Source organism: Bacillus siamensis KCTC 13613 (assembly GCF_000262045.1).
Taxonomy (GTDB): Bacteria; Bacillota; Bacilli; order Bacillales; family Bacillaceae; genus Bacillus; species Bacillus siamensis.
Genome location: NZ_AJVF01000014.1, coordinates 41,565 through 55,059, shown reverse-complemented (window position 1 = coordinate 55,059; position 13,495 = coordinate 41,565). Strand labels below are relative to the sequence as shown.

14 protein-coding genes are annotated in these 13,495 nt (G+C 46.3%); all 14 read right to left on the bottom strand.

Annotated elements, in window-relative coordinates; translation table 11 throughout:
• Nucleotides 1–293: 293 nt before the first annotated feature.
• The 14 genes from lysS to ftsH all read right to left on the bottom strand — a co-directional run bounded on the left by lysS (nucleotide 294) and on the right by ftsH (nucleotide 13,491).
• Complete coding sequence (gene lysS / locus Y79_RS0104115; RefSeq protein ID WP_016936549.1) at nucleotides 294–1,793, bottom strand: lysine--tRNA ligase; 1,500 nt, start codon at nucleotides 1,791–1,793, stop codon at nucleotides 294–296.
• A 91-nt stretch (nucleotides 1,794–1,884) separates the two neighbouring features.
• A complete protein-coding gene (gene dusB, locus Y79_RS0104110; protein WP_016936548.1) occupies nucleotides 1,885–2,886 on the bottom strand; it encodes a tRNA dihydrouridine synthase DusB in 1,002 nt (333 codons plus the stop codon).
• On the bottom strand, nucleotides 2,886–3,113 hold the full coding sequence (locus Y79_RS0104105) for a helix-turn-helix domain-containing protein (protein ID WP_016936547.1): 228 nt from the start codon (nucleotides 3,111–3,113) through the stop codon (nucleotides 2,886–2,888). Before Y79_RS0104105 ends, dusB begins: the two co-directional genes overlap by 1 nt.
• The gene (folK, locus tag Y79_RS0104100; protein WP_016936546.1) at nucleotides 3,065–3,568 is read right to left on the bottom strand and encodes a 2-amino-4-hydroxy-6-hydroxymethyldihydropteridine diphosphokinase; all 504 of its coding nucleotides are present in this window, start codon (nucleotides 3,566–3,568) and stop codon (nucleotides 3,065–3,067) included. The genes Y79_RS0104105 and folK overlap by 49 nt, the downstream gene beginning before the upstream one ends.
• On the bottom strand, nucleotides 3,565–3,927 hold the full coding sequence (gene folB / locus Y79_RS0104095) for a dihydroneopterin aldolase (RefSeq protein ID WP_016936545.1): 363 nt from the start codon (nucleotides 3,925–3,927) through the stop codon (nucleotides 3,565–3,567). Before folB ends, folK begins: the two co-directional genes overlap by 4 nt.
• On the bottom strand, nucleotides 3,920–4,777 hold the full coding sequence (gene folP / locus Y79_RS0104090; RefSeq protein ID WP_016936544.1) for a dihydropteroate synthase: 858 nt from the start codon (nucleotides 4,775–4,777) through the stop codon (nucleotides 3,920–3,922). Before folP ends, folB begins: the two co-directional genes overlap by 8 nt.
• The gene (gene pabC / locus Y79_RS0104085; protein ID WP_016936543.1) at nucleotides 4,758–5,642 is read right to left on the bottom strand and encodes an aminodeoxychorismate lyase; all 885 of its coding nucleotides are present in this window, start codon (nucleotides 5,640–5,642) and stop codon (nucleotides 4,758–4,760) included. The genes folP and pabC overlap by 20 nt, the downstream gene beginning before the upstream one ends.
• Entirely contained in the window at nucleotides 5,639–6,226 is a 588-nt protein-coding gene (gene pabA, locus Y79_RS0104080; RefSeq protein WP_016936542.1) for an aminodeoxychorismate/anthranilate synthase component II, read from the bottom strand. The genes pabC and pabA overlap by 4 nt, the downstream gene beginning before the upstream one ends.
• A 15-nt stretch (nucleotides 6,227–6,241) precedes the next feature.
• A complete protein-coding gene (gene pabB / locus Y79_RS0104075) occupies nucleotides 6,242–7,654 on the bottom strand; it encodes an aminodeoxychorismate synthase, component I (RefSeq protein ID WP_016936541.1) in 1,413 nt (470 codons plus the stop codon).
• A 167-nt stretch (nucleotides 7,655–7,821) separates the two neighbouring features.
• The gene (cysK, locus tag Y79_RS0104070; RefSeq protein WP_004264603.1) at nucleotides 7,822–8,748 is read right to left on the bottom strand and encodes a cysteine synthase A; all 927 of its coding nucleotides are present in this window, start codon (nucleotides 8,746–8,748) and stop codon (nucleotides 7,822–7,824) included.
• Nucleotides 8,749–8,823: 75 nt separating this feature from the next.
• Nucleotides 8,824–9,714, bottom strand: coding sequence for a peptidyl-prolyl cis-trans isomerase (locus Y79_RS0104065; RefSeq protein ID WP_016936540.1), 891 nt, complete (start codon nucleotides 9,712–9,714; stop codon nucleotides 8,824–8,826).
• 45 nt (nucleotides 9,715–9,759) lie between these two features.
• A complete protein-coding gene (gene hslO, locus Y79_RS0104060) occupies nucleotides 9,760–10,635 on the bottom strand; it encodes an Hsp33 family molecular chaperone HslO (RefSeq protein WP_016936539.1) in 876 nt (291 codons plus the stop codon).
• Between the two features lie 11 nt (nucleotides 10,636–10,646).
• Entirely contained in the window at nucleotides 10,647–11,423 is a 777-nt protein-coding gene (locus tag Y79_RS0104055) for a type III pantothenate kinase (RefSeq protein WP_016936538.1), read from the bottom strand.
• A 148-nt stretch (nucleotides 11,424–11,571) separates the two neighbouring features.
• Entirely contained in the window at nucleotides 11,572–13,491 is a 1,920-nt protein-coding gene (ftsH, locus tag Y79_RS0104050; protein ID WP_007615201.1) for an ATP-dependent zinc metalloprotease FtsH, read from the bottom strand.
• Nucleotides 13,492–13,495: the final 4 nt, after the last annotated feature.

Here is a 13,495-nt window from a genome sequence, read left to right as displayed (position 1 = left end):
TTATTTAAAACTTTGAATTAACAGGTACGTTTTGTCTTGTTTAGTTTTCAAAGATCATTTTGTCTTTCGTTCAAGCGACTTTATTATTATATCTTATCAATCTCTTGAAGTCAATAACTTTTTAAATTTCTTTTTTTCGTCAGCGCCTTGTTTAGCGGCAACGAATAATAATATACCACCTCACAAATAATAGTGCAATAGTTTTTTAAAAGAAAATCAAAAAAGCTTTATGAACGGCTTGTTTCTAAAAAAGCGCCGTACTGCGATATGCAGAAACGGCGCCTTCCCTTTTATTAGCGATGTCTCATTTGAGGGAATAATAAAACGTCTCTGATAGACGGAGCATTTGTTAACAGCATGACAAGTCGGTCGATGCCGATACCTAATCCTCCGGTCGGCGGCATGCCGTACTCAAGAGCTTCAACGAAGTCTTCATCCATCATATGCGCTTCATCGTTTCCTTCTTCTCTTTCTTTTAATTGCGCTTCAAAACGTTCTCTTTGGTCGATAGGGTCATTCAGCTCCGTAAATGCGTTAGCGTGCTCACGGCCGACGATAAACAGCTCAAAACGGTCTGTAAAGCGCGGATCCTCAGGATTTTTCTTAGCAAGAGGAGAAATCTCTACAGGGTGGCCATAAATAAATGTCGGCTGAATGAGTGTTTCTTCAATTTTTTGTTCGAAGAATTCATTGATGATATGGCCCACCGTCATTGAGTTTGTGATCTCGATACCATGTTCTTTTGCATGGCCGCGTGCTTCTTCAACAGTCATCTCATTCCAGAAATCTACACCTGTAGCTTCTTTGACCGCATCTACCATATGGAGTCGTTTCCATTCAGGTTTCAGATCAATCTGCTCTTCACCGTACTGGATCGTGGTGCTTCCCAGCACTTCCTGCGCAATATGTGCAACGAGGTTTTCCGTCAGGCTCATAATGTCCTTATAATCAGCGTACGCTTCATACAGTTCGATCATCGTGAATTCAGGGTTGTGGCGTGTAGAAACACCTTCATTACGGAACACGCGTCCGATTTCGTAGACTTTTTCCAGCCCGCCGACAATCAGGCGTTTCAGATGAAGCTCAATCGCAATACGCATATAAAGAGGCATATCCAGCGCATTATGATGCGTGATGAACGGGCGCGCAGACGCTCCTCCCGGTATGCTGTGCATTGTAGGTGTTTCGACTTCTAAGTATCCATGGTCATCTAAGTATCTTCTCATCGCTTGGATGATTTTGCTGCGTGTGATAAACGTTTGTTTGCTGTCAGGGTTTACGATCAGGTCAAGATAGCGCTGACGGTAACGCTGTTCAACATCTTTTAATCCATGATATTTATCAGGAAGCGGACGCAGTGCTTTTGTCAGCAATTCAAAAGATGTCGCTTTGACAGACAGCTCACCTACGTTTGTTTTGAAAACTTTCCCGGTGATGCCGATAACGTCTCCGAGGTCTGAAGATTTAAAGATTTCATATTGTTCTTCGCCGACACTGTCTTTTCTTACGTAAATTTGAATTTGACCCTCTAAGTCCTGCAGATGGGCAAAGCCGGCTTTTCCTTTACCGCGCTTTGTCATCATACGGCCTGCAATGGTAACTTCAATCGCTTTTTCTTCCAGTTCTTCTTTAGAAAGCTCTTGGTAGGCGTCAATGATCTGCTGAGATTGATGTGTTCTCTCGAAGCGTTCGCCGAAAGGATCAATGCCGTTTTCTCTCAGCTGGTTCATTTTATCGCGTCTGACTTGCAGCTGGTCGTTCAATTCCTCATGATTTTGCTCTTCTTGACTCATTGTTATCACTCCATTACAGATATTGTTTCATGAAAAAAGCAGAAAAACTGCCAGCACAAAACTAGCAGTGAGCAGCAAATAGAGGTGAGTATTATCCTACTTTTGCGTTTTGAAGTTCTTTCGTCTCAACTTCAACCGTAAATGCATCTAAAAGTTGTACAAACTCTTCTCTTGTCTCACATTGATTGATTTCATTGCGAACATTCGCATTGCCTTTTACGCCTTTCAAATACCATGCAGCGTGCTTTCTCATTTCTCTTACCGCTACCTTTTCACCTTTTAAGTTAATCAGGCGGTCAAGGTGCAGTTTGCATACTGACATTTTTTCACGGACTTTCGGTTCGTCTTTTAACTCACCGGTTTCAAGGTACTGAACCGTACGGTAAATCATCCACGGGTTGCCGAGTGCGGCACGGCCGATCATGACGCCGTCAACACCGGTTTCCTCGAGCATGCGTTTCGCGTCCTGAGGCGTTTTGACATCCCCGTTTCCGATAACAGGAATAGAGACGGATTGCTTTACTTCTTTAATGATATCCCAGTTCGCAGTGCCTTCATACATTTGCACTCTTGTGCGTCCGTGCATCGCAACAGCTTTTCCGCCGGCGCGCTCAACAGCCTGGGCGTTTTTCACGGCATAAATGTGATCTTCATCCCAGCCCATTCTCATCTTCACCGTGACGGGCTTATCAACAGCATCTACTACTGCGGATACCATTTCATAAATTTTATTCGGATCGAGAAGCCATTTTGCTCCCGCGTCGCATTTTGTAATCTTCGGCACAGGGCATCCCATGTTAATATCAATAATATCAGCCGTCGTATTTTGATCGACAAACTTAGCCGCTTCTACAAGGGTTTCTTTCTTCCCTCCGAAAATCTGCAGGCTGAGAGGTTTTTCTCTCTCCTCGATGTAGAGCATTCCCATTGTTTTCGCGTTGTTGTACAGAATGGCTTTGTCACTGACCATTTCCGCACATACGAGTCCCGCTCCGAATTCTTTAACGGTAAGACGGAATGCGGCGTTGCAGACTCCGGCCATCGGAGCAAGAACTACTCTGTTTTTTAATTCAATATCACCGATTTTAAACACTATTCGTCCTCCTTTCCTGCATTTTCAGGCGGAGCCAATTCCTCCGCGCTTATATTTAAAGCATCAGCAGCGTCACGAATGATCGAAGCTGACGGCAAACGGTTTCCGCGTTCAATCTCGCCGAGAATGGAAACTGAAATACCTATCGCTTTTGCAAACCCTTCTTGAGTATACCCCTTCAGCTTTCTGAATGCACGAATTCGTCTACCCCAGATTTCTGCTTCCATACGCTTACACCTTCTTGGTTTGTTTCATCGCTTATCGTGATATGATCCGCATGCGGACAAATTTCTTTTAACGGCGCAAGGACAAATAAGCGCTCGTACATTCTCGGATGCGGAACAACCAGCCGCTCTGTTTCAATATTTTCACGATTATACAGCAAAATGTCAAGGTCTGCCGTTCGCGGCCCCCAGCGGATTTCTCTCGTTCTGCCTAATTCAGCTTCAATGCTCTGCGTCACGTCAAGAAGTTCGAAAGGAGTCAATGACGTCTTCACTTCAACGGCCATATTGAGAAACTGATCTTGATCTTCGTAACCCACGGGATCTGTTTCATATATGGAGGATACCTTTGACACCGTCACGCCATCATGCCGGCTGAGCATGGCCACTGCGCGCCGCAAGTAACGTTCACGGTCGCCCATGTTGGACCCGAGACCGATATATGCCGTGTTGTTCATGATTTCTTTCTCGTCATTTCTATGGCTACTGATTTATAATGGCCGGGAATCGGCGGATCAGGCTTAACAACCTTTACCGTACATTGCCGCACCGGCTCAAATTTCTTAAGAACGGTGTCTGCGATCCGCTCCGCAAGCGTCTCGACCAAATTGACGGGTTCGCCCTCAACGATGCCGCGGCAGACACTGTACAGCTCCGCATAGTTAATCGTGTAAGAAAGGTCATCCGTTTGTCCCGCTTTGCTCAAGTCCAGTTCGGCAGTCAGGTCTACTTTGAAACGCTGGCCGAGTTTGTTTTCTTCTTCGAACACACCGTGATATCCGTAAAATTCCATACCTTCTACATATACTTTATCCATAATGCGCGCCTCCTTTGTTCAACATAGCATCCATCATCTTAGTCATTCTTGCGATCTCTTTGACATCATGCACCCTCACAATGTCGCAGCCTTTCTGAACGCCAAGGCATACTGTCGCCCCTGTCCCCTCGGCACGTTCCTCAGGAGGGAGGTCAAGCACATGGCCGATGAATCTTTTTCTTGATGTCGCCAGGAGCAGCGGATAACCTAACCCGCTGAACACTTCCAGCTTGTTCATGACAGCCAGATTGTCCTCATAGTTTTTCGCAAAGCCGATCCCCGGATCCAGAATCATATTTTCATCTGAAACGCCGGCGTCCGCGGCAATTTTTACGCTTTCCATTAAGTCTGCAAGCATATCAGGAATAAGATCGTTATAATTTCTTTCTTTTCGATTATGCATTAAGATAATCGGAACTCCGTGTTTGGCTGCTACCGGCGCCATGTCAGGGTCACCTTTCGCCCCCCAGATATCATTGATGATAGAGGCGCCCGCTTTCACCGCTTCGTCTGCCACGGACGCTTTGTACGTATCAATTGAAATCGGAACGTCCAGTTCGCTTGTGATCCGTTCTATAGCGGGGATTACACGTGACAGTTCTTCATCAGCCGACACGAGTGATGCGCCGGGCCTTGTCGATTCGCCGCCGATATCTATGATATGCGCCCCTTCTTCAGCCATCTTCGCCGCATGCAGAAGCGCTCTTTCCGTACTGTCGTATTTTCCGCCGTCAGAGAAGGAGTCTGGCGTTACATTTAAAATTCCCATAACGAGTGTCTTCTCCTTATAGGATAAAGCGCCTTTTTTTGTATGAATCAGTTTAGGCTGTTCAATCGTTTGCTGCGCCATTTTGTTCCTCCTCCTTTACATTCATTTTGTTTATTTCCTGCTGATACTGCTTACGGAGCAATTGCACCGTTTTTCCGCTCACTCCGGGCAGCGGCACTTCCTCTATTTTAAAAAACGGGATAATTTCAAGCACGGAGTTTGTCATCCACGCTTCATCCGCTTCAAGCATTGATTGAAAACGGAATCGGCCTTCGGCAACCTCTGTCCCCTGCCGTTTCAATTCATCAATGACAAACTGTCTCGTTACCCCGTCGAGAATGCCTGTATCCAAGGATGGCGTAAAGACCTTGTCTCCTTTTCGCCAAAACACATTGGAGACAATGCCTTCCGCGACATCTCCTTCTCGGGTCAGGAAAATCCCTTCAAGATTCGGATCATTGCCGATTTCTTGTTTAGCATACATATTGTTTAAATAGTGATGGGACTTTAACCGAAAAGATCCTTCAGGCGTATTTCTCCGGACAGAGAGAAGTTTGCCTTCTTTTTCAAGAGGCAAAGCTTCCGGATTAAGCCGGCTGACGAAACAAAGGACGGTCGGCTTTTCATAAGTCTGGGCGGTAAATCCTTTATCACTGACGCCTGCCGAGACGTTAAGCCGGACACGCGCGCTGCCGTCTTTGATGTCATTGAGGAGCAACAGGCTTGCAAGCATATCAAGCAGCTCCTGTTTATTCACCTCGTACGCAATCTGCAAATCCCGAAGCGCCCTGTTGAGCCTGGCGACATGCGCATCCGACAAAAACGGCCGGCCGTTATAAAGCCTGAACGTCTCAAACGCGCCGATCCCGTACAGATAACCATGGTCAAAAGGAGAAAGCGCCGCTTCTTTCTCCTCTATATATTGACCATTCAAATATATAATCACACCGTCACTTCCTTCTTACGGTGTGTCTCAATAAAGTTTCTGAGCATCTCTTTGCCGAAGGAGGTCATGATGGATTCCGGATGGAACTGAACACCTTCAACAGGCAGCTCATTATGGCGGATTGCCATAATTTCTCCTTCTTTGGTTTGAGCGGATACCGTAAAGCAGTCAGGCAATGTGTCCGCTTTAACAATAAGCGAGTGGTACCGGGTGGCGACCAGCGGATTTTGCAGGCCTTTAAAAATCGTCTGTCCGTCATGCATAATGTCTGACGTTTTGCCGTGCATGAGCCGCTCCGCTCTGACGACATCTCCTCCGAACACTTGTGCGATCGACTGATGTCCGAGACATACGCCGAAAATAGGAATGCTGCCGGCAAAGTGTTTGATGGCCTCGAGGCTGATTCCCGCTTCATCCGGACTGCACGGCCCAGGTGAAATCATCAAGAAATCCGGCGCCAGCTCTTCTATCTCTTCAATCGTAATCCCGTCATTCCGTCTGACGATCAGTTCCTCCCCCAGCTCACCCAAATATTGAACCAAGTTGTACGTAAATGAATCATAATTGTCAATCATTAAAATCATCTCTGCTCACCTCATCTAATTTTTTGTCTCTTCTTCGCTCAGCTCTAACGCCTTTTTCATGGCAAAAGCTTTTTTGAACGATTCCTTGTATTCGTGCTTCGGAACCGAGTCAATGACCACTCCTGCTCCGGACTGCATAAAAGCATGTCCGCCGGCTGCATAGATCGTCCGGATCACAATGTTAAATTGCAAATCTCCGTTGAATCCGAACCAGCCTATAGATCCAGTATAAAGCCCCCGTCTTGTCGGCTCAAGCTCTTCTATAATTTCCATCGTTCTCACTTTGGGTGCTCCGGTGATGGTGCCACCCGGGAAAACCGCATGAATAATGTCTGTCGCGTCATATCCGTCCTGCAGCTCCCCCTGTACATTTGACACGATATGCATGACGTGCGAATATTTTTCGATCGCCATAAACTCGTTAACCCGCACGGAGCCGTAGCGCGATACGCGGCCGAGATCATTGCGCTCCAGATCAACAAGCATGACGTGTTCCGCACGTTCTTTCTCGTTGTGAATTAATTCATCAGCCAGCGCCTTGTCTTCTGCATCGTCTTTTCCTCTTGAACGCGTACCCGCGATCGGTCTTGTTTCAAGCTTCTTCCCCTTTTTCGTCACCAATAGCTCCGGCGACCCGCATATCACTTGAAAACCCGGTGTCTCAAGATAAGCCATGTAAGGAGACGGGTTGACGTTTCTCAAATGTTTATACACCTCATACGGGTGAACGGATAAGGATTGGAATTGCCTGATGGACAGATTAACCTGAAACACATCGCCGCTCGCGATATATTGCTTAATTTGTTCTACGGCCTGTGAAAATCCTTCTTCAGTGAACGGAGCGGCATACGATCCGTCTCCTTCCCGGCTCAGCGGAGAAAAAGGCTCGTCCCGCGTTTGACGGGAGCGCCACATATCCTCTAATCCGGACAGCTTTGCTTCCACAAGCTCCGCTTCTTCCGCTTCGGTATGGGTAATGAGCCATAACGCCTCAGCCTCATGGTCGTAAACGGCGACATCATCAAAAACGAGAAAGTATATATCAGGTGTTTCCAAATCATCTAAAGACAGCATTTTAAAATTCTCAATGTATCGGGCATAGTCGTAACTGATAAATCCAATCGCGCCGCCTTGAAAATCCGGGAACTCATCGTTTGTTTCCGTCCCAAGCGTCTCAAACCAATCATGAAAAGCCCGCAGCGGGTCTCCTTCTTTAAACAGCGTTTCTTCTTCATGCTTGATCGTTGTGATTCCGTCTTTCCCTCTGACGGACGCAATCGGATCTAGACCGGCTATACTGAATCTTCCCCCTCTCGCGCTTTCGAGCAGAACATGCCGTTTTCTCGATTTCGAAAGGTTTTCATATTGCTGTAAAAATGCTTGCTTCTTAAAAGGTATCTTTCTTCCTGCCGGTCTGCGTTGTGCCATCGTATCAATCCTCTGCTTCGTTTTTCTGTAGTTTTATTTTAAAGCAATCATACTGGTGAAAAAAGTGAATTTCTCTTCCAACCATAAAATTCGAAACGTTTTTTGGATTTCCGATGCTTCAGGCACAAAAAAACTCCCGGATACAGCCGGGAGCCGTGTGTATGTCTCTATTCAAACTGATAAAGCGGGGTGCTTAAGTAACGTTCTCCATTACTAGGGATGATCGCAAGCACTTTCTTGCCTTTCCCCAGTTTTTTCGCGATTTCCAGCGCCGCGTAAATGGCCGCTCCGGAAGAAATACCGCCGAGAATCCCTTCTTCTTTCGCCGTTTTACGGGCATATTCAAATGCATCCTCATTTTTGACGGGAATGATCTGATCATAGATGTCCGTATTCAATGTTTCAGGGACAAAACCCGCTCCGATACCCTGGATTTTATGCGGACCCGGTTTTCCGCCAGAAAGAACTGGAGAATCCGCCGGCTCTACCGCATAGATTTTGATGGATGGATATGCTTCTTTCAGCACTTCACCCGCTCCCGTGATGGTTCCGCCCGTACCGATACCGGCCACGAACGCATCGAGCTGGTCGTCTCCAAACTGTTCTACAATTTCTTTCCCAGTCGTTTGGCGGTGAATTTCCGGGTTTGCCGCATTGTTGAATTGCTGAGGCACAAAATAACCGTGTTCCTCTGCAAGCTCCTCCGCCTTTTTAATGGCGCCCTTCATTCCTTCTGCGCCAGGAGTCAGCACAAGCTCTGCTCCGTATGCGCGCAGCAGATTGCGTCGCTCCATGCTCATCGTATCAGGCATAACGAGAATGGCTCTGAGACCTTTTGCCGCTGCCACCATCGCAAGACCGATTCCTGTATTTCCGCTTGTCGGTTCAATGATTGTGTCGCCGGCTTTTAATTTGCCTTCTTTTTCAGCCGCTTCAATCATCGCTGCTCCGATACGGTCTTTTACGCTGCTGCCCGGATTCATGTATTCAAGCTTCAGATATACATCTGCGCTGTTTTCATCCGTCAGGCGATTCAATTTCACAATAGGAGTATTTCCGATTAGTTCAGTAATAGAATTTGCAATACGCACCATGTTGGACACCTCAATTTCCGACTAAATTTATTGGTATTATAAATATAAGTTATCAATTTCAAAATTTTTTGTCAATCATTTAGTTCTTTTTTCCCCGTAGAACCAAGAGACATCCGCCTCTTTCCACAGCGTTTTGACTGTCGCCTTATCACCTAATTGATCCATCGCGATCTGGCGTCTGATTTGGCTCTTCACTTCATTATATGAGAAAGTTCTCGCCTTAAGCTTTTCTTTCAGCTGAATGACGGCGTATCCTGAAGAAACTTTAATCGGTTCAGCGGACCATTCATTTTCTTTGAGATTTTTGGCTTCTGTGATATATGCCTGCGGGATATTCTCCTGGTTTTCCGTAACAAAGCCGAGGTCTCCGCCATACTGAGACGTGTATCTGTCAGTGGAACGCTCTGCGGCGACGGCTTCAAAGCTGGAACCGCCTTTCAAATCAGCAAGCACCCTGTCCGCTTCTTCTTTGCTTTTGACGACGATGTGCCGGATTCTGTAAGAATCATCAAATTGATACAGTTCTTTATTTTTATTATAAAATGATTGCATTTCCTTATCCGATATATCGATGTCCTTCGTCAGCAGTTCCTCAAGAAGAATGTTGTAGCGGATCTGGTCTTTCCATTCGTTTTCCGTAATATGATCGTCTTCATAAAATGAATTATTCACCGCTTTGATTAAAAGAAATTCACGTTCCAATTCGCTGTTTGAAACTGTGAGTTTATTCTTTTTCGCAAGCTCTTCCACTACTTGTGTATTAATCATGTCTTCCAAGGTTGATTTTCCGTATTGGTCTTCCATCTTTTTCATCCAGTCCTGCCGCGTGATATGTTTATCACCGATTGTCGCGATGAATTCTTCAGATGACCCTGCAGCTTGGGATTTTGTTAAATGATACGCGATTGCCGCGCTGCATACTAACAGCGCCGCTACAATAATCGTCAAAAGTGTTCTCGGTTTCAAAATCTACCCCATCCCTTTTTTAAAATAGAACAACCCGCTAAAGAGCTAGCGGGTTGTTTCGTCACGAAGCTCTTCCAGTTCTTCTTTTGTAAATAAATATTTCTCATTACAAAAATGGCAAACCGCTTCGGCTTTTCCGTCTTCTTCTATCATATCTTGTATTTCTTTTTTGCCTAGTCCTAAAATGGCTGCTTCGAAACGATCTTTAGAACAAGAACAGTGAAATTTGACCGGCATATTCTCAAGTACGTCCGGTTTCTGGCCCAGTACTTCTTCTAAAATTTCTTCCGGTGTCAGGCCTTTTTGAATCAATTTTGAAATCGGTTCAATTTGAGATAATTGCTTTTCAATTGTTGAAATGGTTTCTTCATCAGTCCCCGGAAGAAGCTGAATAATGAATCCGCCGGCAGCGAGAATCGTGTTATCAGGGTTCACAAGCACTCCTACACCGACGGATGAAGGGACTTGTTCAGAAGAAACAAGGTAGTATGTGAAGTCGTCACCGAGTTCACCTGAGACAATTTCTACTTGTCCCGTAAAATAATCACGCAAGCCTAAATCTTTTACGACACTAAGTGTTCCATCCGTTCCTACCGCCCGTCTCACATCCAGTTTCCCCTGTTCATTGAGGTCAAAGTGAACGTGCGGATTTGTTACGTATGCTCTGACTTCGCCCTTTGCATTCGCATCTGCGATGATGGCGCCGATCGGCCCGCCGCCTTCTATTTTGACGGTCAGCTTATCTTCACCCTTCATCATCGCTCCGAGCATCAGAGACGCTGTCATCGTCCGGCCGATTGCGGCTGATGCCGTCGGCCATGTGTCATGCCTTCTTTGCGCTTCATTTACCATATCAGTCGTTCTGGCTGCATAAGCCCGAACTTTACCGTCATATGCAATTGCTTTAATTAAATAATCCATCGTTTAACCTCCTATACGTGACCCACGCGATTTCGCTCATAAATGATTTCCAGCCCTTTTAAAGTAAGAAACGGGTCAACAACATCAATACAGTCTGATTCATTTGCGATTAATGAGGCAAGACCGCCTGTCGCAATGACTTTCGGTTCTTGTTTGGCCTGCCATTTCATCCGCTTGACAATGCCTTCAACTTGTCCGACATAGCCGAAAAGGATGCCGGACTGCATGGCGCTTACCGTGTTTTTGCCGATGATATTGTCCGGTCGGGCGATTTCAATTCTCGGAAGCTTGGCCGCGCGCGAGTACAGCGCTTCCGTTGAAATCGTAATGCCGGGAGCTATCGCGCCGCCCATATATTGTTTGTTTTCATCAATGTAGCAATACGTCGTCGCCGTTCCGAAGTCAACGACAATTAAGGGGCCGCCATACTGATGAATCGCCGCGACGGCATTGACAATCCTGTCTGCTCCCACTTCTTTCGGATTGTCATATTTTATATTTAAACCTGTTTTCATCCCCGGGCCGACAACCTGCGGCTCGATGTGAAAGTATTTTGTGCACATTCTTTCTAAAGAGAACATAATCGGCGGCACCACGGATGAGATGATAATTCCTTCGATCTGTTCAAACATGAGTCCGGAATGTTCAAATAAGGAGCGGAGCAGCATGCCGAATTCGTCTTCTGTTTTGTGTCTGCTCGTTTCTACACGCCAATGATATTCTAATTCACCATCATGATATACACCAATCACGGTGTTGGTGTTCCCCACATCTATAACCAGTAACAACCTCTATCACCACTTTTGAATAGTTTCTAATCATAACTTTTTCAACATTCTACAATACCATACACGATCTGCAGCTCTTTTGTAAACAAAACGGAACCAGTAAAAAAACCGCCGGTATAAGCCGGCGGTTTTCATATCGGAAAGCGAACTATTCTTTCGGTTCGTCTTTCTTTTCGTCTTCTGTTTTAGACAGAATGTTTACTTTCACATCGTCTTTTTGAAGATGGTCATCTGAGAAATTGCGCTCTGGGAGTTTTCCATGATCCACGAGATGCTTGATTTGTTCCGCATCTAATGTTTCCACATCTAGCAATGTCTGAGCAATCAATTCAAGCTTATCGCGATTTTCAGTCAGGATGGTTTTCGCACGCTCATAACATTCTTTAATGATGCGCTGAATTTCCTGATCGATTTCGTAAGCGATCTGATCACTGTAGTTTTGCTCGTTGTTGAAATCCCGGCCCAGGAATACTTGACCGCCTTGAGATTGACCGAACTGGAGCGGTCCGAGTTTTTCTGACATACCGAACTCCGTCACCATTCTTCTGGCAATGCTCGTTGCCCGCTGGAAGTCATTGTGAGCCCCGGTGCTGACTTCACCGAAAATAATCTCTTCGGCAACGCGTCCGCCCAGAAGACCGACAATTTTGTCGAGAAGCTCAGGCTTTGTCTGGAAGTAGCGGTCTTCTCTCGGAAGCATGACCGCGTATCCGCCTGCCTGCCCCCTCGGAACGATCGTTACTTTATGAACCATATCGGCTTCATCCAGCACAAGTCCGATAACGGTGTGACCGCCCTCGTGGTATGCCACGATATTGCGTTCTTTTTTCGAGATGACGCGGCTCTTCTTCGCAGGACCCGCAATAACACGGTCCGTTGCTTCATCAATGTCGCGCATATCAATTTTCTTCTTGTTTTGACGGGCAGCAACAAGTGCCGCTTCGTTAAGAAGGTTTTCTAAATCTGCGCCTGAGAAACCAGGTGTTCTTGAAGCGATTGCTTTTAAGTTCACCGTCTCATCAAGCGGTTTGTTTCTCGCATGGACCTGCAATACGGCTTCACGGCCGATGACATCCGGACGGTCTACCGTAATCTGACGGTCAAAACGTCCCGGACGGAGCAATGCAGGGTCAAGAATGTCCGCACGGTTTGTCGCAGCGATAATAATGATTCCTTCATTCGCACTGAAACCGTCCATCTCAACAAGCAGCTGGTTCAGCGTCTGTTCGCGTTCATCATGCCCGCCGCCAAGACCGGCGCCGCGCTGACGTCCTACCGCGTCGATCTCATCAATGAAGATCAGGCAAGGCGCATTCTTTTTCGCATTTTCGAATAAATCACGCACACGGGAAGCACCGACACCGACAAACATTTCAACGAAGTCAGATCCGCTGATGCTGAAGAAAGGAACGCCGGCTTCACCGGCTGATGCTCTCGCAAGCAATGTCTTACCGGTTCCCGGAGGTCCGACCAGCAGCACGCCTTTAGGAATTCTGGCGCCAAGCTCGGCGAATTTGCGGGGATCTTTCAGAAACTCAACAACCTCAACAAGCTCCTGCTTCTCCTCATCCGCGCCGGCTACATCTTTAAACTTCACGCGTTTCTTTTCTTCCGTATACAGCTTCGCTTTGCTCTTTCCGAAGTTCATGACACGGCTTCCGCCGCCCTGAGCCTGATTGAGCAGGAAGAAAAACAGAATAAAGATGATGACAAACGGAATGATCGTCGTTAAGAACGTCACCCACCCGCTTGTTTCCTGTGCGGGATCAACTTTTACGTCCGTCTTTTTAATTGCGTCAAATATCTGGTCTGCTCCTTTTCCTTCAGGAACATGTGTTAAAAAGTACTGGTCTTTGTCGTATTTTTTCAGCTGTCCTTTTACCTCATAAACACCTCTGACAGGCTGAACCGATACGCTATCAACTTTCCCTTCATCGAGGTTCTTGATAAACGTACTGTACGACATATTTTCTGTTTTCGGGTTTGAAGTCTGGAAGTAACTCACAACCCCGATTACTACTAATAAAATAAGTAAATAAAAAATGGTATTACGGAAGACCCGATTCATTCCT